This window comes from Bradyrhizobium sp. 192, from assembly GCF_023100965.1.
Classification (GTDB): domain Bacteria; phylum Pseudomonadota; class Alphaproteobacteria; order Rhizobiales; family Xanthobacteraceae; genus Bradyrhizobium; species Bradyrhizobium symbiodeficiens.
Genome location: NZ_CP064690.1, coordinates 4,054,491 through 4,075,456 on the forward strand (window position 1 = coordinate 4,054,491; position 20,966 = coordinate 4,075,456).

At 64.3% G+C, this 20,966-nt stretch carries 20 protein-coding genes; 14 read left to right on the forward strand and 6 right to left on the reverse strand.

The genetic code is table 11. The features are described 5' to 3' along the window. Positions 1-106: 106 nt before the first annotated feature. A complete protein-coding gene (locus IVB24_RS18420; RefSeq protein WP_094974791.1) occupies positions 107-370 on the forward strand; it encodes a hypothetical protein in 264 nt (87 codons plus the stop codon). Positions 371-403: 33 nt separating this feature from the next. Here IVB24_RS18420 and IVB24_RS18425 read toward each other — a convergent pair whose 3' ends face one another. Then, complete coding sequence (locus IVB24_RS18425) at positions 404-985, reverse strand: DUF1349 domain-containing protein (protein ID WP_166469726.1); 582 nt, start codon at positions 983-985, stop codon at positions 404-406. A gap of 229 nt (positions 986-1,214) precedes the next feature. Between IVB24_RS18425 and IVB24_RS18430 the strand changes: the two genes are divergently transcribed. After that, entirely contained in the window at positions 1,215-2,819 is a 1,605-nt protein-coding gene (locus IVB24_RS18430; protein ID WP_247769155.1) for an IS1182 family transposase, read from the forward strand. Positions 2,820-3,550: 731 nt separating this feature from the next. Here the strand turns inward: IVB24_RS18430 and IVB24_RS18435 are convergent. Beyond that, complete coding sequence (locus tag IVB24_RS18435; protein ID WP_247774026.1) at positions 3,551-4,447, reverse strand: alpha/beta fold hydrolase; 897 nt, start codon at positions 4,445-4,447, stop codon at positions 3,551-3,553. 179 nt (positions 4,448-4,626) lie between these two features. Between IVB24_RS18435 and IVB24_RS18440 the strand changes: the two genes are divergently transcribed. Genes IVB24_RS18440 through IVB24_RS18450 form a run of 3 tightly spaced genes read left to right on the forward strand, consistent with a single transcriptional unit; the run spans position 4,627 to position 8,147 of the window. Beyond that, complete coding sequence (locus tag IVB24_RS18440) at positions 4,627-6,015, forward strand: 3-deoxy-7-phosphoheptulonate synthase class II (RefSeq protein ID WP_247774027.1); 1,389 nt, start codon at positions 4,627-4,629, stop codon at positions 6,013-6,015. A 4-nt stretch (positions 6,016-6,019) separates the two neighbouring features. Next, on the forward strand, positions 6,020-6,373 hold the full coding sequence (locus IVB24_RS18445; RefSeq protein WP_094974787.1) for a diacylglycerol kinase: 354 nt from the start codon (positions 6,020-6,022) through the stop codon (positions 6,371-6,373). 16 nt (positions 6,374-6,389) lie between these two features. Beyond that, positions 6,390-8,147, forward strand: a complete 1,758-nt coding sequence (locus IVB24_RS18450; RefSeq protein ID WP_247774028.1) for an NAD+ synthase — start codon at positions 6,390-6,392, stop codon at positions 8,145-8,147. A 106-nt stretch (positions 8,148-8,253) separates the two neighbouring features. Here the strand turns inward: IVB24_RS18450 and IVB24_RS18455 are convergent, their stop codons facing one another. Together IVB24_RS18455 and IVB24_RS18460 are read right to left on the reverse strand one after the other, a co-directional pair. Next, positions 8,254-9,441 carry a DUF2865 domain-containing protein gene (locus tag IVB24_RS18455; protein ID WP_247774029.1) on the reverse strand — a complete coding sequence of 396 codons (1,188 nt, stop codon included), beginning with the start codon at positions 9,439-9,441 and terminating at the stop codon, positions 8,254-8,256. A gap of 141 nt (positions 9,442-9,582) precedes the next feature. Beyond that, the gene (locus IVB24_RS18460) at positions 9,583-9,876 is read right to left on the reverse strand and encodes a hypothetical protein (RefSeq protein WP_094974784.1); all 294 of its coding nucleotides are present in this window, start codon (positions 9,874-9,876) and stop codon (positions 9,583-9,585) included. Between the two features lie 279 nt (positions 9,877-10,155). On the opposite strand from IVB24_RS18460, the gene cysS reads away from it, so the two are divergent. From cysS to IVB24_RS18480, 4 genes are all read left to right on the forward strand, one after another. After that, entirely contained in the window at positions 10,156-11,538 is a 1,383-nt protein-coding gene (cysS, locus tag IVB24_RS18465; RefSeq protein WP_247774030.1) for a cysteine--tRNA ligase, read from the forward strand. Positions 11,539-11,653: 115 nt separating this feature from the next. Next, positions 11,654-12,145, forward strand: a complete 492-nt coding sequence (locus IVB24_RS18470) for a GNAT family N-acetyltransferase (RefSeq protein WP_247774031.1) — start codon at positions 11,654-11,656, stop codon at positions 12,143-12,145. After that, positions 12,142-13,740 carry a citramalate synthase gene (cimA, locus tag IVB24_RS18475; RefSeq protein WP_247774032.1) on the forward strand — a complete coding sequence of 533 codons (1,599 nt, stop codon included), beginning with the start codon at positions 12,142-12,144 and terminating at the stop codon, positions 13,738-13,740. The genes IVB24_RS18470 and cimA overlap by 4 nt, the downstream gene beginning before the upstream one ends. A 118-nt stretch (positions 13,741-13,858) precedes the next feature. Further along, positions 13,859-14,236: a VOC family protein gene (locus tag IVB24_RS18480; protein WP_094974780.1), complete on the forward strand. Its 378-nt coding sequence runs from the start codon at positions 13,859-13,861 to the stop codon at positions 14,234-14,236. A gap of 4 nt (positions 14,237-14,240) precedes the next feature. Here IVB24_RS18480 and IVB24_RS18485 read toward each other — a convergent pair whose 3' ends face one another. Continuing rightward, positions 14,241-14,846, reverse strand: coding sequence for a TIGR00730 family Rossman fold protein (locus tag IVB24_RS18485; RefSeq protein WP_162406405.1), 606 nt, complete (start codon positions 14,844-14,846; stop codon positions 14,241-14,243). 201 nt (positions 14,847-15,047) lie between these two features. Here IVB24_RS18485 and IVB24_RS18490 point away from each other — a divergent pair, with 201 nt between their 5' ends. The 4 genes from IVB24_RS18490 to IVB24_RS18505 all read left to right on the forward strand — a co-directional run bounded on the left by IVB24_RS18490 (position 15,048) and on the right by IVB24_RS18505 (position 19,582). Then, entirely contained in the window at positions 15,048-17,003 is a 1,956-nt protein-coding gene (locus tag IVB24_RS18490) for an ABC transporter ATP-binding protein/permease (RefSeq protein ID WP_247774033.1), read from the forward strand. A 78-nt stretch (positions 17,004-17,081) separates the two neighbouring features. Then, positions 17,082-17,780: a phosphatidylserine decarboxylase gene (locus IVB24_RS18495; protein WP_094974777.1), complete on the forward strand. Its 699-nt coding sequence runs from the start codon at positions 17,082-17,084 to the stop codon at positions 17,778-17,780. 80 nt (positions 17,781-17,860) lie between these two features. Beyond that, positions 17,861-18,742, forward strand: a complete 882-nt coding sequence (gene pssA / locus IVB24_RS18500; RefSeq protein ID WP_247774034.1) for a CDP-diacylglycerol--serine O-phosphatidyltransferase — start codon at positions 17,861-17,863, stop codon at positions 18,740-18,742. 120 nt (positions 18,743-18,862) lie between these two features. Beyond that, on the forward strand, positions 18,863-19,582 hold the full coding sequence (locus tag IVB24_RS18505; protein ID WP_162308497.1) for an RraA family protein: 720 nt from the start codon (positions 18,863-18,865) through the stop codon (positions 19,580-19,582). Positions 19,583-19,584: 2 nt separating this feature from the next. Here the strand turns inward: IVB24_RS18505 and IVB24_RS18510 are convergent, their stop codons facing one another. After that, entirely contained in the window at positions 19,585-19,878 is a 294-nt protein-coding gene (locus tag IVB24_RS18510; protein ID WP_094975097.1) for a hypothetical protein, read from the reverse strand. 298 nt (positions 19,879-20,176) lie between these two features. On the opposite strand from IVB24_RS18510, the gene IVB24_RS18515 reads away from it, so the two are divergent. Then, positions 20,177-20,950 carry a MotA/TolQ/ExbB proton channel family protein gene (locus tag IVB24_RS18515; protein ID WP_094974774.1) on the forward strand — a complete coding sequence of 258 codons (774 nt, stop codon included), beginning with the start codon at positions 20,177-20,179 and terminating at the stop codon, positions 20,948-20,950. Positions 20,951-20,966 lie beyond the last annotated feature (16 nt).

The window sequence follows — 20,966 nt, forward strand, 5'->3', positions numbered from 1 at the left end:
GCAATCCGTCCAGCAGCGGCAAACCGTGCGGACGAGAAGCACTGCGCTTTAAACCAGAGCTTTGGAACTGATCTGCATTCTGCCTGCAACAGGGCAGGGCATCAGCATGTCAATTCTCAGGGAGATCGTCGCTGCGGTCGCGGGAGTCTACGCGCTCCTGCTCGCCTGCGACGCATTGTTCGGGGTCGGCGAGCCGCGCTTCGACGACGTATATTACCGCGCCAGCTTCTACGCGCCGCGGCCGAAGGAATTCCGCTTCGCGGGTGACACGCCGCCGGCGGTGCGCGTCAGCGACGCCTTCGCGCAGTTCTCGGCGGGCGAGGTCAAGCCGAACAAGCGTTACTCGGCGCTGACGACCATTATCCGGTAGGGCCGAGGCATAAATCGGCGTCCGCCCGTCCGGTTATTGCAAATCGTGAAGCTCCTTACCGAGCGGCGGCGTCAGCCGGAAATCTGAAAATGCGACCGCGAGTCCGGATCGCTCCGGTGTGCAGGCCATAGGTCCAACAAGATAGGAAGAATTCGCTGCGAACGGCGCAAGCCGCATGAGAGGCCATATCTTGCCGTCGCTCGAAGACTGCAAGCGAAGAACGCCGTGCGCAATCGTAATGCGCAACCGGAAGTCACTGGCGTCGTGCTGATAGGGTGCCGTCGCCCAGTCCGATCGCCCGTCGGTCAGGACGCTCGATAGCATCGCGCGCCCATCCGCAAACTCGATCCCGGCCTTGAGCCAGCAACGTTCGTCCACACGCACCATGAGGCCCGCTTGATCGTAGAGCGCTTTGAAATCACCCCGGACGCGGAGTTCGGCCGTGAATGCGTCCCCGACCGGAAAACCAAGAAAGTGCCCGCTGTCGCGGATGAAACCGTAGTGGGTTTCGCGCCAAAAGTCGGTGGCATGGTCCGTAACCACTTCGAGGAAGTTGTCCTTTTCAGACCATTGTTTCGGTTCGTTCAACCAAGTGCCGTTGGACCTGCCAAACATCCTTGATGCTCCATCTGAAGGCGGGACACGCGGTCCAACAACCAACTACGCGGAAAGTTTTGTGCCGAGCACAAAAAGGCAGGTTTCAGGCGCAATGCGACCTCGCGCACGCCTTTCAGCGTTTCCACGGAAACGTCGGGGCCGGGCACGATAGCTACAAGACCTTGTGTTGCCCGATGAGGCTGGGCAAGAACTCGGCATTTTGGGGAGTTGATGTACGATTCTGTTCATGACGAATCGCACATTCAAGACCGGCGAGAGCCGAGAGCAACCCAGTCTGCTTCCTGCGCGAGTTGAGGACTATGTCGGGGCGGACAACCCGGTCCGGGCGATCGAGAGCTTCGTTGGCGTCCTCGACCTTGCCAAGCTCGGCTTTCGCCATGCTGACCGCAAGGCCGAAGGGGTCGGCCAGCCGCCTTACGATCCGGCCGATCTGCTGAAGCTGTACCTTTACGGCTACATCAACCAAATCAGGTCGTCGCGTCGGTTGGAGCGGGAAGCTGGCCGCAATCTGGAACTGATCTGGCTGCTGAAGGGATTGAAGCCAGGCTATCGGACGATCGCCAACTTCCGCAAGGAGAACTGGGCGGCTCTGAAGGCGGCCAACCGCAGCTTCGTGCTGCTGATGCGCGAGCTTGGTCTTGTCGGCGGCAGCGTTGTTGCGATTGACGGCTCGTTTTTCCATGGCGACGCCAGCAAGGCTAGTATCTTTACGCGCAAGAGGCTTGCCGATCAGATCGCAAAACTTGACCAGGAGATCGAGGCTTACGGCAAGTCCCTCGAGGACAATGATGCCGCGGAAGCCAAGAAGCCCGGCAAGGATGGGCCCGATGGTGGCAGCGCAGGTGGAGGTGACCTTGGCGCGAAGGTCGCGGCGCTGATGGCCAAGCGCTCGCGCGCACAAGCCGATCTTGCTCGGTTGGAAGAGAACGGCGAGACGCAATTGTCCCTGACCGATCCGGATGCCCGGCTTCTGGTCAAGAGCGGCCAAGGGGTCGCAGGCTATAACGTGCAGACCGCCGTCGACGACAAGCACAAGCTCATTGTCGCCAGCGAGGTGGTGAACGACAGCAGCGACGTCGGCCAGCTACATGCGATGGCCATGGCCGCAAAAGAAGCCCTTGAGGTCAAGGCCCTGCAGGTGCTGGCAGATGAGGGCTATTACAGCAGTCGCGAACTGAAGGCCTGTGAGGATGATGGCATCGTGGCCTATGTGCCGGTGCCGGAGGGCAACTCCCGGCTTGAGAAGCAAGGCCGCTTTGTCCTCAAGGACTTCAACTATGATGGCGTATCCGACACCTACCGTTGTCCCGCCGGCCAACTGCTACATCCGATGAAGAGCAGGCAGAAGAACACCAGTGGCCGCATCGAGATCCGCTACGCGGCGCGTGGGGCGATCTGCAGGACCTGTCCCCTCAAGGTCCGTTGCCTCGGCTCGAACGCGGCCTACCGGGCGATCGGTCGCTGGGAGCATGAAGACGTTCTTGAGCGTCATCGCGCACGGATGCAGGGCGCAGGCGAACTGATGCGCCGTCGTTCCGGCATCGTCGAGCATCCCTTCGGCACGCTCAAATGCCGTGCCGGCTATCGTCATTTCCTGGTCCGCGGATTCAACAAGGTTGGCGGCGAGTGGAGCTTGATGGCGCTCTGCTACAATTTCACCCGCGTGCTCAACATCCTCAGCTTCGACGCGTTCTTGGCCGCGCTCGCAAAGACGCTCGCTCCTCGCCGATGCCCCTTCGCAGCCCTCCTGCAGGGCATGAAGGTCGCTCTAGCGACGTTCTGGCGAATATTTCGGCCTCCGCTCGCAACTCCCCGGTGCGCTACCGCCTAGGACGGCCAACGACCAATTCTTGCCCAGCCTCGATAGGCAAAACACGCGAGGGATGGGGCAACCCTCATCACCAAGAATATTCCACTTTACCGAAATTCGGAAATCGCGTATATGCTTCGGCATCCCGGCCCAACGAAGAGGGGCGTATCGCGATCGTCACGAACGCGGGCCGGGCGGCGGTGGACGCAGGTGACATCGGCGCCAAGGATTTCGCAGGGCGGGCAACCGTGAGCGAAACACCTGGCGCGCACGACCGGTGTGATCGGCGTACGGCGAAATCGTGTGGTCCTGGCGCCCGGGGTCTGTGCGCCAAGTCTTGCGGTGATGTGTGTTGCTCAACCGGGCACGCGCATCAGTCATCCACAAGGCGACGGGGGCAATAGTGCAACGCTCCCTGGGGAGAGCACGACATAAGTCGTAAACCCACTGCGCAGGGAAGGCCGGATGTTCGGCTTCACCTGTATGCCGCTGTGCAGCTTCTTGTAGCGCAACCTTCGCACAGTGGACCGTGGGTGCCCGGCCGGCACCCGGTCTTCCCTGCGCCCTCGTTCAATCGAGGGTGAAGCGATGAAGCAAAACTCGGGCGAGATGCGCCGCGAGGATGATTAGCCGTGTCTGCAACGGATCTGCCGCTCGAGAAGTGGCACCGTCACGATGAGCGATTTCCGGATTGCTCGCTACTCCCGCAATCGTGCAGCAATGACGAACGTCGAGGCGCATCGTGATGTGTCTCAGGCCCCCTGGACCCATTCGGCGACGCCGCGCCACAGCGTGTCGCGGTGCTCGGGGCGGAAGAAGCCGAAATGGCCTATTGCCTTGGCGCCGACGTCGGACGGCTTGACGTCGAGCACCTCCGGCTTGATCGCGGTGAACCCGCTGGCGAGCAGCTCGACCGCCGGCCGCGTCGCCCAGGGATCGTCTGAAAAGCAGAGCGCCCGCAGCTCGCCCTTGAACCTTGGAAAATTCTCCAGCGCCGGCAGCTTGGAATCGAACAGGTAGCGCGGGCTCGAGACCCACTCGGCCCATTGCAGGAAGACACCCTTGGGCAAATCCTCGCCGACGCCGGTCCAGCCCGGGGCGTAGCCGAGCGTGTGAACGAGCGGTACGCCGATGAGGTTCATGAAGGCGAAGACGCGGTATTTCTCCGGCGGGGTCATCAGCCGCCAGGTCGCGGCCTGCGAGGCTATGAAGGCGGCGCGCGAGATTTCGCTGTTGTTGGCGATCAGCCCGAGCGCCTGGCCGCCGAAGGAATGGCCGACATAGGCAAGCGGCAGGGTGTTGTACCGCTCGCGCATCCAGCTGACCGCGGCGGTGACGTCGAGCGCGGCCCAATCCGACATCGAGGCCTTGAAGCCGACCAGCGATTTCGGCCGGTTGTAGCCGACCATCGCCGGCTGCCGGGAATCGCCGATGCCGCGGTAGTCGTAAGTGAGCACCGCGCAGCCGCGATGGGCGAGATAGGAGGCAAAGCCGCGATAGATTTTTCGCGGGACGGCGGTCGCCGAATTGATCAAGACGGCATGGCGCTTGGTGCCGCGCGGCAGGAACAGGGTGCCGGTCAGGGCATACCCGTCGGTCGCCGGGAAGTTGATCTCGTCGATGAAAACGTCGTCCGGTGCCGCGTCCATGGGCGCAAGGTATCCCGCCAGTTGCCTCGCCCGCCCAGCAGATGCGAATTTGGCTTTCCTCGCAAGGGTTTGCAGTTCGAGGCGGATTTACGTCTGGCGATGTCGTGCCAGCCTGTGTATAAGGCGGCCCTCGCAACCCCTAGATCAGGTTGTGCTTTTTGCTTCACGGAGAGATTGCGATGTCCGAGCGGTGGACGCCCGAGTCCTGGCGCAGCAAGCCGGTGCTACAGGTGCCCGATTATCCCGACGCCAAGGCCCTGGCTGACGTCGAGGCGCAGCTTGCGACCTTTCCGCCGTTGGTGTTCGCGGGCGAGGCGCGCAACCTGAAGAAGGCGCTTGGGCGCGTTGCGGCGGGCGAAGCGTTCCTGCTGCAGGGCGGCGATTGCGCCGAGAGCTTCGCCGAGCACGGCGCCAACAACATCCGCGATTTCTTCCGCGTGCTGCTGCAGATGGCGGTGGTGCTGACCTATGCCGGCGCGGTGCCGGTGGTGAAGGTCGGGCGCGTTGCCGGCCAGTTCGCCAAGCCGCGATCGTCGCCGACCGAGAAGCTCAACGGCATCGAGCTGCCGAGCTATCGCGGCGACATCGTCAACGACATCGCCTTCACCAGGGAAGCGCGCATTCCCGATCCGCAGCGCCAGCTGATGGCCTATCGCCAGTCGGCCGCGACGCTGAACCTGCTGCGCGCCTTCGCCACCGGCGGCTACGCCAATCTCGGCAGCGTGCATCAATGGATGCTCGGCTTCCTCAAGGATAGTCCGCAGTCGCGCCGCTACAAGGAGCTGGCCGACCGCATCTCGGACGCGCTCAACTTCATGCGCGCCTGCGGCCTGGATCTCGAGGCCCATCCCGAGCTGCGCGCCACCGATTTCTATACCAGCCACGAGGCGCTGCTGCTCGGCTACGAGCAGGCCCTGACCCGTGTCGATTCCACCACCGGCGACTGGTACGCGACCTCGGGTCACATGATCTGGATCGGCGACCGCACCCGCCAGCTCGATCACGGCCATATCGAATATTTCCGCGGCATCAAGAACCCGATCGGGCTGAAATGCGGCCCGTCGCTCAAGCCCGACGAACTGTTGAAGCTGATCGACGTGCTCAACCCCGACAATGAGCCGGGCCGGCTGACGCTGATCGGCCGCTTCGGCTCGGACAAGGTCGGCGAGCATCTGCCGAACATGATCCGCGCCGTGAAGCGCGAGGGCAAGGTGGTGGTCTGGTCGTGCGACCCCATGCACGGCAACACCATCACCTCGACCTCGGGCTACAAGACGCGGCCGTTCGACCGCATCCTGTCCGAAGTGAAGTCGTTCTTCACGATCCATGCCGCCGAAGGCACCCATGCCGGCGGCGTGCATCTGGAGATGACCGGGCAGGACGTCACCGAATGTATCGGCGGCGCCCGCGCGATCACCGACGAGCACCTCAACGACCGCTATCACACCGTCTGCGATCCCCGCCTCAATGCCGAGCAATCCATCGACATGGCTTTCCTGATTGCGGAGTTGCTCAAGCAGGAACGCGCGGGCAAGGCCACGCCGATGCCGGCGGCAGCGGGGCTCTAGGATCTTGCTGCGGATCTGGAAGGCCACGATCAATTCCCGTAACGGTCTGGCCTTTGCGTTCCGATCGGAGCAGGCTGTCCGCGAGGAAATTTTTGCGCTCCTGCTGTCGCTGCCGCTGGCCTGGCTGGTCGGCGCGACCGCGATGCGCGCGGTCGAACTGGTCTGTTCGGTTGCGTTCGTGCTGACCGTCGAGCTGCTCAACACCGCGATCGAGAAGCTCGCCGACCGGCTGACCATGGATCACGACAAGCAGATCGGCCGGGTCAAGGACATGGGCTCGGCGGCGGTCGGCGTCGCGCTGCTGATGGCCGGCGCGTTCTGGATCATCGCCATCATCGAGCGACTGGGATTTATCTGATCGGAGCGCGGCGGCCATGACCGAACGTCTCAAAGCATTCGTGGTCACGCTCGCCCAGCTCAATCCGACCATGGGCGACATCGAGGGCAACGCTGCCAAGGCGCGCGATGCGCGCGCGCGTGCCATCGCCGACGGCGCCGATCTCGTGCTGTTTCCGGAATTGTTCATCGCCGGCTATCCGCCGGAAGACCTGGTGCAGAAGCCGGCTTTCCAGGCGGCCTGCCGCGCCGCGATCGAGGCACTGGCGCGCGAGACCGCCGATGGCGGGCCGGCCATGCTGATCGGCGCGCCCTGGGTCGAGGACGGCAAGCTCTACAATGCCTGCGCGCTGCTCGATGGCGGGCGCATCGCCGCACTTCGCTTCAAATGCAATCTGCCGAACTACGGCGTGTTCGACGAGAAGCGGTTGTTTTCGCGTGGCCCTGCGGCGGGCCCCGTGACCGTGCGCGGCGTACGCATCGGCGTCCCCATCTGCGAGGACATCTGGCTGGAAGAGTCCGGGGACTACGAGAACGTCATCGAGACGCTGGCCGAGACCGGCGCCGAGATCATCCTGGTGCCGAACGGCTCGCCTTACTCCCGCGACAAGAACGATGTGCGCCTGTCGGTCGCGGTCGCCCGCGTCACCGAGAGCGGGCTGCCGCTGGTCTATCTCAACCAGGTCGGCGGCCAGGACGAACTGGTGTTCGACGGCGCGTCGTTCGCGCTCAACGGCGATCTCTCGCTCGCAGCGCAACTGCCGTCCTTCGAAGAGAGCATCGTCACGCTGCGCTTCACGCGAAACGGCGACGACTGGCGTTGCGCGGGACCGATCGCGGAGCAGGTCGAGGGCGACAAGGCCGACTATGCCGCCTGCGTGCTGGGCCTGCGCGACTACGTCGTCAAGAACGGTTTTCCCGGCGTGCTGCTCGGCATTTCCGGCGGCATCGATTCAGCGCTGTGTGCGGCGATCGCGGTCGATGCGCTCGGCGCCGATCAGGTGCATGGCGTGATGCTGCCGTATCGCTACACCGCAGCACACTCGATCGCAGATGCGGGCGAGCTCGCCGGCCATCTCGGCATTCGCTACGAGGTGCTGCCGATCGCGGAGGCCGTGACCGGCTTCGAGACCATCCTCTCGGGCCTGTTCAAGAATCTGCCGCCCGACATTACCGAGGAAAACCTCCAGGCCCGCAGCCGCGGCACGCTCTTGATGGCGATCTCCAACAAGACCGGGTTGATGGTGGTGACGACCGGCAACAAGTCGGAAATGTCGGTCGGCTACGCCACGCTCTACGGCGACATGAACGGCGGCTTCAACCCGATCAAGGACATCTACAAGACACAGGTGTTCCGGCTGGCGGCCTTGCGCAACGGCTGGAAGGCCGATGGCGCGCTCGGGCCTGCGGGCGAAGTGATCCCGCCCGACATCATCACGCGGCCGCCGAGCGCGGAATTGCGCGAGAACCAGCGTGATGAGGACTCGCTGCCGCCTTACGACGTGCTCGACGCGATCCTGAAGCGTCTGATCGAGCGCGAAGAGCCGCTCGATCAGATCATCGCCGCCGGTTTCGATCGCGACACCGTCGCCCGCATCGACCATCTGCTCAACGTCGCCGAATACAAGCGCCGCCAGGCTGCGCCCGGGGTGAAGGTGACACCGCGGAATTTCGGCCGCGACCGCCGCTATCCCATCACCAACCGCTTCCGCGACAAGGGCGAGGGGCTGCCCGCGCCGGACGAGACACTGGTCTCGCGCGGCAGCAAGGCGTCGATCGACGCGTTCGAGGGGTGAGTTCATCGAAGTAGGGTGGGCAAAGCGAAGCGTGCCCACCGCCTCTTGATGGTGGGCACAGCGCTTCGCGCTTTTGCCCATCCTACGATCGCAATTTGTTTTGCGCCTATTTCTGCTGCTGCGGCAGGAAGGTCGGCCCGACCGAGCGGATCGGCTTGTTATCGGAGCTCGCAGCCGCGCCGGTATCCACCGGCGGCGCCGCAGCTGGTGCAGCCGCCGTGGTCGGCGCGGGAGCTGCGCCCTTTTTGGCGTTCGCAGGCGTGCCCTTGTTGAGCCGCTGCTGCTGCATTTTCTTCGCGCTTTCCTCGGTGACGATGATGTCGCCCTGCTGCTCGGCGGTCGCCTTGTCGTCAGCGGATTTCAGCGCGTCCGCCCAGGTCTGGCCGGCGGCCTTGCAGGAGCACGACGGGTTGAACTCGCTGCGGAATTTGAAAGCGGTCGGCAGCGCCGTGTAGGGCTGGCCGCTGATCGAGACCGCCGAATTCATGTCCTCGCCGGGATTGCGATGGGTGTAGAGCACGGCTTCCGCGGCCGGGCACAGCGCCTTGCAGGTCTTCTCGTCGTCGGAGAAGCGCGCCGGCACCGTGGCAAACGAGATCGGGAAATAGGCGCCGTCGCAGGTGCGCACGCACACGGTGCGGAAAGTGCCGGATTGCGGCCCGAGATCGGAGGGCGGCGCAGCTTGCGGATTGCCCGCGTTGTTGCCGCCGAACAGATTGCTGAGGAAGTTGCCGCCGCCTTGGCCTTGCGCGGCGTTGGCGTATTGCGGGCCGCAATTGTTCTGCGCCAGCGCCACCAGCACCGAGCGGCGCTGACTGTCGCGCTCCGGGCTGTAGCCGCCGCCACTGCCGCCGCGCAGGCGTTCGAGATTGCCGGTGATCTGGTCCAGATTGGCGCGCATCTGCTGGATCTGGGTGTTGACCGGGCCGCATTGGGCCGACTGGCCGTTGAACAGCGAGAAAAAGCCGGAGGAATCGCAGCCCATGCGCTTGGCCTGCATGGTGACGCGGTCGAGCTCGGCCTGCTGCCTGGCCTGGGAATCCTGGTAGCGGCGGATCTGCTCCTCACGCGCGGGGTCGCCACCGCCGCCGCGGTCGAGCACCGCGAGCTGGCCTTCCAGCCGCACGCACATCGGATTGGGCCCAAGTCCGTTTTGCCCCGGCTGAGGCGGCGGTCCGGGCGGCCCGGCCTGCGCGAAAGCGCCGGTGACGAGCACGGCCGTGCTCAAGAGCACGGTACAGGCAAGGACGAAGCGGGCACGGGAGAGGGAGAGGAATTCAGGCATATCCGCCATTCTAGCGAGTCACGGCCCAAGGTGACGTTCCACGTGACTTGGAAGGGCCGAAGCGCGCCCTCCCATAGCCGCTTCCTGCGGCATCGTCACGTCGTTTCGGGGGCCAAGGGACCGGCCTAAGCTGCGCCAGCACCGAGTAAATTAGCGCTGGCAGGTGATTGCGACATATTCGTCGCAATGGCCATGAGAGCAATTTGTGCCGGATTTGGGGACGGAGCCGGTAATTTCGTCGGGATCGACCCGGCGATAGCTTGATGCCTGGGCAAAATCTCGTGACTGGCAATAGGTCCGGGCGACGGAGGCGCCGCATTTCTCACCCTTGGCCAGGCACTGGTCGCCGTAACCGTTGGCGATGATGAAGACGCGGGTCTCGGCGCAGGCGCCGGATGCCGCGAGGATCGAGGCGCTGAAAATGAGCGCGAGCAAGGATCGCATGAAAATACCGCGAGGCAAAAAGGTGGAACAATCCGGTTCCAGAATGGGCTCAATAGTTAAGGATATGAACTATCGGACGTCCGTAGTCCGGGTGAATGGCGTTTCGCGCGGCTCCCTTGACGCAGGGGCGCCTGTTAGCCCATATGTTCCGCATGAACGGTCTCCTCGCCATTTGCTTCATTTGCGAGATTACGAGCTAGCGATTCGCTGGCTGGAGCCGTCTTTTCTCAAACACGTTGAGAGACCTGGACGCCCGGCCAACAGCCGACGGGTATCCATATGGAATTGCGCCTTTACGATACGCTGAGCCGGGAAAAGCGCACCTTCGTGCCGCTCGATCCCAAGAACGTCCGCATGTATGTCTGCGGACCGACCGTCTACGACTTCGCCCATATCGGCAATGCGCGGCCGGTGATCGTGTTCGACGTGCTGTTTCGGCTGCTGCGCCACCTCTATGGCGAGGCGCACGTCAAATATGTCCGCAACATCACCGACGTCGACGACAAGATCAACGACCGCGCCGCGCGTGATTTTCCGGGCCTGCCGCTGAACGAGGCGATCCGCAAGGTCACCGAGCAGACCGGCGAGCAGTTTCACGCCGATGTCGATGCGCTGGGCTGCTTGCGGCCGAGCGTCGAACCGCGCGCGACCGAGCACATCGGCGAGATGCGCGTGATCATCGAGCGACTGGTCAAGGGCGGTTTTGCCTATGTCGCCGAGGACCACGTGCTGTTCTCGCCGCAGGCGATGAACGCGGCCAATTCGACGCTGCCGCGCTATGGCGCGCTGTCGAAGCGCTCGCTCGACGAGATGATCGCCGGCGCCCGCGTCGATGTCGCGCCGTACAAGCGCGATGCCACCGATTTCGTGCTGTGGAAGCCGTCCAAGCCCGGCGAGCCGTCATGGCCATCGCCGGCTGGTATCAAAGCTGAGGGGCGTCCGGGCTGGCACGTCGAATGCTCGGCCATGGCCTGGAAGCACCTCGGCGAGCATTTCGACATCCATGGCGGCGGCATCGATCTCGTGTTTCCGCATCACGAGAACGAGGTCGCGCAGACCTGCTGCGCCTTCCATCGGGAGCGCATGGCGAATTACTGGATGCACAACGGCTTCCTGCAGGTCGAGAGTGAGAAGATGTCGAAGAGCCTCGGCAACTTCATCACGATCCATGAGCTGCTCGCGGACTGGCCGGGCGAGGTGCTGCGCCTGAACATGCTCAAGACGCACTACCGCTCGCCGATCGACTGGACCATGAAGTCGCTGGAGGAAAGCGCGAAGACGCTCGACGACTGGTATCGTGTTGCGGCTGACGTTGCGCCCGGCGAGCCGGCCGCGTCGGTGGTCGAGCCGCTGATCGACGATCTCAACACGCCGTTGGCGATTGCAGCGATGCATGGCCTGCGTGGAGGTGACGTGGGCGCTCTGGCGGGCTCGTTGCGCCTGCTCGGATTTCTGTCCGAGAGTGCTGCGCAATGGGAAGGCCGTAAGCAGCAGGCGAGTGGCGTCGATCCCAAGGAGGTCGAGGGCCTGATCGCGGAGCGGACGGCGGCCCGTAGCCGCAAGGACTTCAAGGAATCCGACCGCATACGCGATCTGCTCGCTGCGATGGGCGTTGCGATCAAGGACTCCAAGGACGGCACCACTTGGGAGTTTTCGCGATGAAGCGGCCCGACACGCCTTTTCCGCGGCACTGGATCTACTACATCGCGCTGAAGGTCCTGCTGCTCGCGGGCGCCGTGGCGCTGGTGCTTAAGCTCTATGGGATGTGGTGAGGACAATGGGACAGACTTTGCCAAAGCCCGGCCTGCGGCCGTTCCTGCCTGATGACGTACCCGTGCTCGCAGCGATCTTCACCGCCAGCATCGAGGAACTCACCGGCGAGGACTACAACGAGGCGCAGCAGCAGGCCTGGATGGAGGCGGCGGAAGGCGAAGAGTTCGGCAGGCGGCTCGCGTCCGATCTGACGCTGATCGCGACGATGGAAGGCTCGCCTGTCGGCTTCGCCTCGTTGCGCGGCGCCGATCACATCCAAATGCTCTATGTGCATCCGGCTGTCGTCGCGCAGGGTATCGCGACCATGCTGGTCGACGCGCTGGAGAAGCTCGCCGGCGGTCGCGGTGCGACCAGCCTCTCAGTCGATGCCAGCGACACCGCGCAAGGATTTTTCGCCAAGCGCGGCTACGTCGCCATGCAGCGCAACAGCATCACCGTCAACGACGAGTGGCTTGCCAATACCACGATGAAGAAGACGCTCGGAGCAGCGCAATGAGCAAGCAGCGTCTCTATCTGTTCGACACCACGCTGCGCGACGGCGCGCAGACCAACGGCGTCGATTTCACGCTGACGGACAAGCAGGTCATTGCCGCGATGCTCGATGATCTCGGCATCGACTATGTCGAGGGCGGCTATCCCGGCGCCAATCCGACCGACACCGAGTTTTTCGGCAGCAAACCCAAGCTCGCCCATGCGCGCTTCACGGCATTCGGCATGACGCGCCGGGCCGGGCGCTCGGTCTCGAACGATCCCGGCGTGGCCGGACTGTTGGAAGCGAAGGCGGACGCGATCTGCTTTGTGGCGAAGGCATCCGCCTATCAGGTGCGCGTCGCGCTGGAGACGACCAAGGAGGAAAATCTCGCCTCCATCCGCGACAGCGTCGCGGCCGCGAAGGCCGCCGGCCGCGAGGTCATGCTCGACTGCGAGCATTTCTTCGACGGCTACAAGGAAGATGCGAGCTTTGCGCTCGCTTGCGCCAAGGCCGCCTATGAGGCCGGCGCGCGCTGGGTGGTGCTGTGCGACACCAATGGCGGCACCATGCCTGATGAGGTCGAGGCCATCGTCACCGAAGTCACAAGGCACATCCCCGGCGATCACGTCGGCATCCACGCCCATAACGACACCGAGCAGGCGGTGGCGAATTCGCTCGCCGCGGTGCGTGCCGGCGCACGGCAGATCCAGGGCACGCTGAACGGTCTCGGCGAGCGTTGCGGCAACGCCAATCTGTGCTCGCTGATTCCGACGCTGAAACTGAAGCAGGCGTTTTCCGACGCCTTCGAGATCGGGGTCACGACGGAGAAGCTGGCGACGCTGGTCAAGGTCTCGCGCACGCTCGACGACATGCTCAACCGCGTGCCGAACCGGCACGCTCCTTACGTCGGCGAGAGCGCCTTCGTCACCAAGACCGGCATCCATGCGTCCGCGGTGCTGAAGGACCCGCAGACCTACGAGCACGTGCTGCCGGAGACGGTCGGCAACCACCGCAAGGTCCTGGTCTCGGACCAGGCCGGACGGTCCAACGTCATCGCCGAGCTCGACCGCGCCGGCATCCCTTACGAGAAGAGCGATCCGAAGCTGACGCGCCTCGTCGAGGAGTTGAAGGAGCGCGAGGCGGCCGGCTACGCTTATGAATCCGCCAACGCCTCGTTCGAGCTGCTGGCGCGCCGCACGCTCGGCAAGGTGCCGCATTATTTCGAGGTCGAGCAGTTCGACGTCAATGTCGAGCAGCGCTACAATTCGCATGGCGAGCGCGTCACCGTCGCTTTGGCCGTGGTGAAGGTCGACGTCGCCGGCGAGCATCTGATCTCGGCTGCCGAAGGCAACGGTCCCGTCAACGCGCTCGACGTCGCCATGCGCAAGGATCTCGGCAAGTACCAGAAATACATCGAGGGCTTGACGCTGATCGACTACCGCGTGCGTATCCTCAACGGCGGCACCGGCGCGGTCACGCGCGTCCTGATCGAGAGCGAGGACGAGAACGGCGACAGCTGGACCACGGTCGGCGTCTCCCCGAACATCATCGACGCCTCGTTCCAGGCGCTGATGGATTCGGTGATCTACAAGCTCGTGAAGTCGGGCGCGCCGGCGTGAGAAAGATGTAGCCCGGATGAGCGAAGCGATATCCGGGACGGTATATGCCGCGCCGATAGACTTTCCCGGATGTCGCTTCGCTCATCCGGGCTACGAGCGGTAGGGGACGAGCGGGACCATGATCGACCACATCTCCGTCGGCGTGAGCGATCTCGATCGCTCCGCTCGCTTCTACGAGGCCGCGCTGGGAGCGCTCGGACTCGCGCGTCTCGTCACCCGACCGCGGACCGTCGGCTTCGGCAAGGCCTATCCGGAGTTCTGGATCAATCTGCGCGAAGCCATGCCGCCAGTCGCCCCCGAGAGCGGCGTGCATATCTGCCTGCGGGCGAAGACGACAAGCGAGGTCGATGCGTTTCACGCCGCAGCGCTGTCCGCCGGCGGCGCCTCGGACGGTGCGCCCGGCATCCGTCCGCATGATCGCGTGCGTTATTACGCGGCTTTCGTCACCGACCCCGACGGCAATCGCATCGAGGCGGTGACGTTTCCGGCAGAGTAGGGCGCTACAGCTTGCGTGCCACGTCCGGCGCGAGATCGCGCTGGCTGTCGGGGATCTGCGCGGCCGCGGCGCGGAGCCGCGGGACGATCTCCTCGATCTTGTCCGCCTTCAGGATATCGACGGAAAGACCGGCGCGGATGAACTGGGTCTGGCGCATGTGGGACACCAGCGAGAACAGTGGCTCCCAGAAATTGTCGACATTGGCGAGCAGCACCGGCTTGGCATGGCGACCGAGTTGCTGCCAGGTCAGCTGCTCGACCAGCTCCTCGAGCGTGCCGAGGCCTCCGGGCAAGGCGACGAAGGCATCGGAGCGTTCGAACATCAGCCGCTTGCGTTCGTGCATGTCGGGGGTGACGACCATCTCCTGCACGCGCGTCAGCGCGTTCTCGCGCATCCGCAGGAAGTCGGGGATGATGCCGGTGACGGTGCCGCCGTGATCCAGCACCGAGGTTGCGACCGCCCCCATCAGGCCGAGCGAGCCGCCGCCATAAACGAGGCGGATTTTGTTGTCCGCCAGCGATTTGCCAAGCGCCTTCGCCGCTTCGATGAAGTTGGGATTGGTTCCAGGGCCGGAGCCGCAATAGACGCAGACGGTTTTGATCGTGCTCATTGGTGCCATGATGCATTGCAGCGAAGAGGCGTCAAGCCCAATCGGTGATTCGATACTCCCGGGAATTTACCGGTAAATGGCGACAAACAATCGAAGATTCGCCATCTGGCGGGGTGCGTTCGCCTTCGGAAGCTTCTATATGACGAGCGAAATCGTTAATCGCAACGCAGCCCGCATTCGGTGGGCTTTCAGGCTGTTTTGATGAATCCTCCCCATTCGCCCCATGGCTCGGAGGCGCCCGAGCCGGCCGGCGGACCGCTGGAACGCGCCACGCTGATGGGCACTCTGGCGCATCTGTGGCCCTATATCTGGCCGGGCGACCGCTTCGACCTGAAGATGCGCGTGGTCTGGTCGATGGTGCTGCTGCTCGCCGCCAAGCTGATCACGCTCACGGTTCCCTTCAGCTTCAAATGGGCGACCGATGCGCTGACCGGCGCCAACACGGCGCCGGTGCAGGCGGACAATTGGCACCTCTGGGTGATCGCCTCGCCGCTGTTGCTCACCGCGAGCTACGGCGTGATGCGGATCGTGATGGCGGTGTTGACGCAATGGCGCGACGGCATCTTTGCCCGCGTGGCCATGCATGCGGTTCGCAAGCTTGCGACCATCACCTTCATTCACATGCACGAGCTCTCGCTGCGCTTTCACCTCGAGCGCAAGACCGGCGGCCTGACGCGCGTGCTCGAGCGCGGCCGCGAGGGCATCGAGGTCATCGTGCGCATGGTGATCCTCCAGCTGATCCCGACCATCGTCGAGGTCTCGCTGCTGCTCGCGGTGCTACTGTGGCAGTTCGACTGGCGCTACGTGGTCGCAACCCTGATCACGGTGACGGTGTACATGTACTACACCTATGTCGCGACGGAGTGGCGGATCGGCATCCGCCGCAATATGAACGATTCCGACACCGAGGCGAACACCAAGGCGATCGACTCGTTGCTCAACTACGAAACCGTCAAATATTTCAGCGCCGAGGCGCGCGAGGCGCAGCGCTATGACAAGTCGGTCGCCCGCTACGAGGAGTCGAGCATCCAAGCCTATACGTCGCTCGCCGTCCTCAACACCGGACAGGCGGTGATCTTCACGCTGGGGCTGACTGCAACCATGCTGATGTGCGCGATCGGCGTCCGCAACGGCACCAACACGGTCGGCGATTTCGTGCTGGTCAACGCCATGATGATCCAGCTCTACCAGCCGCTGAACTTCATGGGCATGGTCTATCGCGAGATCAAACAGGCGATCATCGACATCGAGAAGATGTTCAATGTGCTGGGCCGCGAGGCCGAGATCAAGGATGCGCCCGATGCCAGGCCGCTGGTCATCTCTGCCGGCATCGTTCGTTTCGAGGACGTGCGCTTCGCCTACGAGCCGACGCGCCCGATCCTCAAGGGCATCAGCTTCGAGGTGCCCGCCGGCAAGACCGTCGCCATCGTCGGCCCTTCGGGCGCAGGCAAGTCGACCATCTCGCGCCTTCTGTTCCGCCTCTATGACATCTCCGGCGGCAAGATCCTGATCGACGGCCAGGACATCCGCGCGGTGACTCAGGATTCACTCCGTGCCTCGATCGGCATGGTGCCCCAGGACACCGTGCTGTTCAACGACACCATCCGCTACAACATCCGCTACGGTCGCTGGGACGCCAGCGATGCCGAAGTCGAGGAGGCGGCGAGCCTTGCGCAGATCGACCGTTTCATCCGCATGGCCCCGAAGGGCTACGAGACCCAGGTCGGCGAGCGCGGGCTGAAACTCTCGGGCGGCGAGAAGCAGCGCGTCGCGATCGCACGCACCGTCTTGAAGGCGCCGCCGATTCTGGTGCTGGACGAGGCGACCTCGGCGCTCGATACCCATACCGAGCACGAGATCCAGGGCGCGCTCGACCGCGTGGCGAAGAACCGCACTTCGCTGGTGATCGCGCACCGGCTCTCGACCATCGTCGGGGCCGATGAGATCATCGTGCTGGACCAGGGCCGCATTGCCGAGCGGGGGACCCACGCCCAGCTGCTCGCGCATGGCGGTCTCTATGCCAGCATGTGGAACAGGCAGCGTGAGGCGGAGGCTGCCCGCGAGAAACTGGCCAAGATGGCCGATACCAGCGAGGCGCCCAACCGGGAGCCGCCGCCGGTCGACGACGCCCTGACGGCGCCTGCGGCAGCGGTGTGACCTTGTCTCCGGTCCCAACTCTGGCCTAAAGAGGCCCGCGCGACGACCCGCGCCATTAACCCCGAGCGGCAGATAGCGATGTCCATTCTCGATTCGATCCAGCGACAGATCCCGCCGATCCACAAGGAGGGCTATCCCTTCATCGGCGGCTTTGCGCTGGTAAGCCTCGTCCTGTTCTGGCTGTGGTCGCCTCTGGGGTGGATCGGCACGATCCTGACCGTGTGGTGCGCGCTGTTCTTCCGCGACCCCGTCCGTGTGACGCCAGTGCGCGAGGGGCTCGTGGTGTCGCCGGCAGACGGCCGCGTCTCGATGATCACCATGGCGCTGCCGCCGGCCGAGCTCGGGCTCGGCGACCGGCCGCTGCCGCGCATCTCGGTGTTCATGAGCGTGTTCAACTGCCACGTGAACCGCGCTCCGGTAGCGGGCAGGGTGGACCGCATCGCCTACCGGCCCGGCCTTTTCATCAATGCCGAGCTCGACAAGGCCAGCGAGGACAATGAGCGCAACTCGCTGGTGATCTCGACGCCGGCGGCGCGGATCGGCGTGGTGCAGATCGCAGGGCTCGTCGCCAAGCGCATCGTCTGCTTCGTCAGGGAGGGCCAGGCGATCGGCGCCGGCGAGCGCTTCGGCCTGATCCGCTTCGGCTCCCGGCTCGATGTCTATCTGCCTGTGGGGACCAAAGCGCTGGTCTCGGAAGGGCAGACCGCGATCGCCGGCGAGACGATCTTGGCCGATCTTGCTGGCGACGACCCCAGCCGCGCCTTCCGCGCCAATTAACCAGGCCTGTGGGGGCCTCCCGCCCCAATGGCGGAGGGGAACGCGGCTTGCTATATCTCGCATCGAGGTGAGGACCCGCGATGACGCCCTATGACTTCAAAGACCCCGATGTGCGCCGCCGGCGGTTCCGCCCGATTCCGGTGCGGATGCTGGTGCCCAACGTCATCACGCTGCTGGCGATCTGCGCCGGCCTGACCTCGATCCGCCTCTCGATCGAGGGGCGGATGTCGCTCGCCGTCTACGCCATCGTGTTCGCGGCCGCCCTCGACGGTATCGACGGCCGCATCGCGCGCATGATCAAGGGGCAGTCCAAGTTCGGCGCCGAGCTCGACAGCCTCGCTGATTTCGTCAATTTCGGCGTCGCGCCCGCGCTGATGCTGTATTTCTGGCAGCTGCACGAGCTCGGCAATGCCGGCTGGATCGCCGCCATGGTGTTCGCGATTTCCGGCGGCCTGCGCCTGGCGCGCTTCAATGCCACCATGGACGATCCGAACAAGCCGGCCTTCGCGGCCAATTTCTTCACCGGCGTGCCGGCGCCGGCCGGCGCGATCACCGTGCTGCTGCCGATCTATGTCGCGTTCCTCGACCTCGGCCGCTGGCCCGCCGCGCTGACGGCAGCCTATACCCTACTGATCGCCTTCCTGATGGTGTCGCGCCTGCCGGTGTTCTCCGGCAAGACCAAGCGCATGCGCGTGCCGCCGGAACTGGTGCTGCCGGCATTCGTCGCGGTGATCGTCTTCATCGCGCTGCTGATCGCCTATCCCTGGCATGTGCTGTCGATCGGCACGGTGCTGTATCTTCTCGCTTTGCCGCCCGGCTACAAATCCTATCGCGACCAGGCGCGCGCGATGCAGGCGACCGGGCCCTCGGGAGGCGAGGTCACCTCGCCACCATCGGCACCGACGCTGGCGAATTTATCGGAGCCGCCCGACGACGACGACCGGCCCGGACGGCTGCACTGAGCGGCGGCACGCGGATATCTGCCATGAGGCCCCCCGAGTTGGGTTGAGACCCGATCTCGGCTATATCGCCCTGTGACGGCGGCATCGCGTCAATCAGCCGCCAATCTGGGAGAGAACGCCGTGACCGAAAAAGCGACCGGGCCGCTGCCCGCTTCCGTCCTCGAAGCGCTGGGCCGCTACGACACGCCGACGATCTGCAATGCCATGGAGATCGTGGCGCCCGAGCGCCGGCTGATCGGCTACACCACCAAGCAACTGGTCTGCCCGTTTCCCGACCTGCCACCGATCGTCGGGTATGCCCGCACGGTCGCGATCCGCTCGGTGCTGAAATCCTCGCTGCCCGCCGAAGAGCAGTCGAAGCGCCGCATCGAATATTACGAATATGTCGGCACCGGCCATGGTCCGCGCATCTCGGTGATCCAGGACATCGACGGCCCCGATGTCGGCTACGGCGCGTTCTGGGGCGAGGTGCAGAGCAACGTCCACAAGGCGCTCGGTTGTCTCGGCGTCATCACCGACGGCTCGATCCGCGACATCCCGCAATGGGCCCCTGGCTTCCAGGCGCTGGCGGGCTCGATCGGCCCGTCGCATGCCTGGGTGCATGCGGAGAGCTTTGGCGGCGAGGTGCGCGTTGCCGGCATGACCGTGAAGTCCGACGATCTGATCCATGCCGACCAGCACGGCGCGATCGTGATTCCGCTCGACATTGCGGCGAAGCTGCCCGAGGCCGCCGAGCTCTGCGGCCGCCGCGAGACGCCGATCCTCGAGATCGCCCGCAGCCCCGACTTCTCGCTGGAGAAGCTGAAGGCCGCACTGAAGCGCTCGGCGGAGATTCACTGAGCTTACGGCGATGATGCCTGCCGAGGGCCGCCCTGTTCGGTCAGAAACAGTGCGGCCTGATCGGGCTCACCGAGCACCGCGGCGGCGCATCCGATCAAGGTGAAGCCGCCTGCGAGATCCCACAGCGTGATGTCGTCTGCGCTGTGGGTGCTGTGAATCAATCGCGCTGCAATCACGGCGAACGCTGCTTCGACGAAGAGCAAAGCGCTGAATGCCGGCAGGACGAGTTCCGGCTCGAGCAGGTGAAGCGCCAGCACCGCCGGCACCGCGGTGAGAAGACTGAACAGCGTCAACATTGCGATGGCTCCCGCCACGGGCATACCGCGCTGCTACATGACAGCAAACGATCCACGGCTTCGATGTGGCGCAGGGCCGCAGCCGCAGCGCGGCCTGTTGCGGCCGACATGGTTAGCGAACGGTTGAAATTCCTATCGCCGGGCGGCAATTCGGCGCTCGCAAGCGCGGCTACCACGCTGTCCGAACTTAACCTTTACGCGGCTTTAAGGGCGGCGCTCTAGGGTTCCTGATGCGGTTCGGGGTTGGGCCGCGCCAGCGGCCAGGATGGCCGTTGTTGCGTACGCGTTGGAGTATGCCATGGACATTATGACAGGCGCCGGACTCGCGGGCGGATTAGCCGTTATTGTGGCCATGGTGCTGATGGGCGGCGATCTGCACATGTTCATCAGTGAACATGCGATGATCATCATCTTTGGCGGCTCCGCCGCCGCGACCATGATCCGTTTTCCGCTGTCGGTGCTGATGCACGGCCTGCCGCTCGGAATGAAGTTTGCCTTTACGATGAGCCGGCTGTCGGCGCATGACCTGGTGGACGAGCTTGCCCGCATCGCCGAGATTGCCCGCAAGCAGGGACCGGTGGGACTGGAAAAGGTCGAGACCGACGAGCCGTTCCTCGCCAAGGGCATCCGCTACGTCGCCGACGGTTACGACCTCGATTTCATCAGAGACAATCTGGAACGCGATCGCGACAATTTCCTGTTGCATCTCAACGAAGGCAGCAAGATCTACCGCGCGGTCGGCGACTGCGCGCCCGCGTTCGGCATGATCGGAACGCTGATCGGCATGGTGCAGATGTTCTCGAACATGTCGGATCCCTCAAAGCTCGGCCCCTTCATGGCGACCGCGCTGCTGGCCACGCTCTATGGTGCGCTGGTCGCGAACCTGATTTGTCTGCCGATCGCCGACAAGCTGCACACCAAGCTGATCGACGAGGAAACCAATCGTACGCTGATCATCGACGGCATTCTGATGATCCGCGATTCCAAGAGCCCGACTTTGGTGCGCGAGATGCTGCTGGCCTATCTGCCCGAGAAGCATCGCCATGCCGAAGGCGAGCCGGTTCCGGCGTAGCGACTGCGCCGGGGTC

What these genes read in the sequence shown, in the direction of transcription:
- IVB24_RS18490 (WP_247774033.1), top strand. Translation starts at nt 15,048, where the DNA reads ATGAATCCTCCCCATTCGCCCCATGGCTCGGAGGCGCCCGAGCCGGCC.
- IVB24_RS18485 (WP_162406405.1), bottom strand. Translation starts at nt 14,846, where the DNA reads ATGAGCACGATCAAAACCGTCTGCGTCTATTGCGGCTCCGGCCCTGGA.
- IVB24_RS18425 (WP_166469726.1), bottom strand. Translation starts at nt 985, where the DNA reads ATGTTTGGCAGGTCCAACGGCACTTGGTTGAACGAACCGAAACAATGG.
- IVB24_RS18435 (WP_247774026.1), bottom strand. Translation starts at nt 4,447, where the DNA reads ATGGACGCGGCACCGGACGACGTTTTCATCGACGAGATCAACTTCCCG.
- IVB24_RS18420 (WP_094974791.1), top strand. Translation starts at nt 107, where the DNA reads ATGTCAATTCTCAGGGAGATCGTCGCTGCGGTCGCGGGAGTCTACGCG.
- IVB24_RS18430 (WP_247769155.1), top strand. Translation starts at nt 1,215, where the DNA reads ATGACGAATCGCACATTCAAGACCGGCGAGAGCCGAGAGCAACCCAGT.
- cysS (WP_247774030.1), top strand. Translation starts at nt 10,156, where the DNA reads ATGGAATTGCGCCTTTACGATACGCTGAGCCGGGAAAAGCGCACCTTC.
- IVB24_RS18480 (WP_094974780.1), top strand. Translation starts at nt 13,859, where the DNA reads ATGATCGACCACATCTCCGTCGGCGTGAGCGATCTCGATCGCTCCGCT.
- IVB24_RS18455 (WP_247774029.1), bottom strand. Translation starts at nt 9,441, where the DNA reads ATGGCGGATATGCCTGAATTCCTCTCCCTCTCCCGTGCCCGCTTCGTC.
- IVB24_RS18440 (WP_247774027.1), top strand. Translation starts at nt 4,627, where the DNA reads ATGTCCGAGCGGTGGACGCCCGAGTCCTGGCGCAGCAAGCCGGTGCTA.
- IVB24_RS18460 (WP_094974784.1), bottom strand. Translation starts at nt 9,876, where the DNA reads ATGCGATCCTTGCTCGCGCTCATTTTCAGCGCCTCGATCCTCGCGGCA.
- IVB24_RS18470 (WP_247774031.1), top strand. Translation starts at nt 11,654, where the DNA reads ATGGGACAGACTTTGCCAAAGCCCGGCCTGCGGCCGTTCCTGCCTGAT.
- IVB24_RS18515 (WP_094974774.1), top strand. Translation starts at nt 20,177, where the DNA reads ATGGACATTATGACAGGCGCCGGACTCGCGGGCGGATTAGCCGTTATT.
- IVB24_RS18450 (WP_247774028.1), top strand. Translation starts at nt 6,390, where the DNA reads ATGACCGAACGTCTCAAAGCATTCGTGGTCACGCTCGCCCAGCTCAAT.
- IVB24_RS18510 (WP_094975097.1), bottom strand. Translation starts at nt 19,878, where the DNA reads ATGTTGACGCTGTTCAGTCTTCTCACCGCGGTGCCGGCGGTGCTGGCG.
- cimA (WP_247774032.1), top strand. Translation starts at nt 12,142, where the DNA reads ATGAGCAAGCAGCGTCTCTATCTGTTCGACACCACGCTGCGCGACGGC.
- pssA (WP_247774034.1), top strand. Translation starts at nt 17,861, where the DNA reads ATGACGCCCTATGACTTCAAAGACCCCGATGTGCGCCGCCGGCGGTTC.
- IVB24_RS18495 (WP_094974777.1), top strand. Translation starts at nt 17,082, where the DNA reads ATGTCCATTCTCGATTCGATCCAGCGACAGATCCCGCCGATCCACAAG.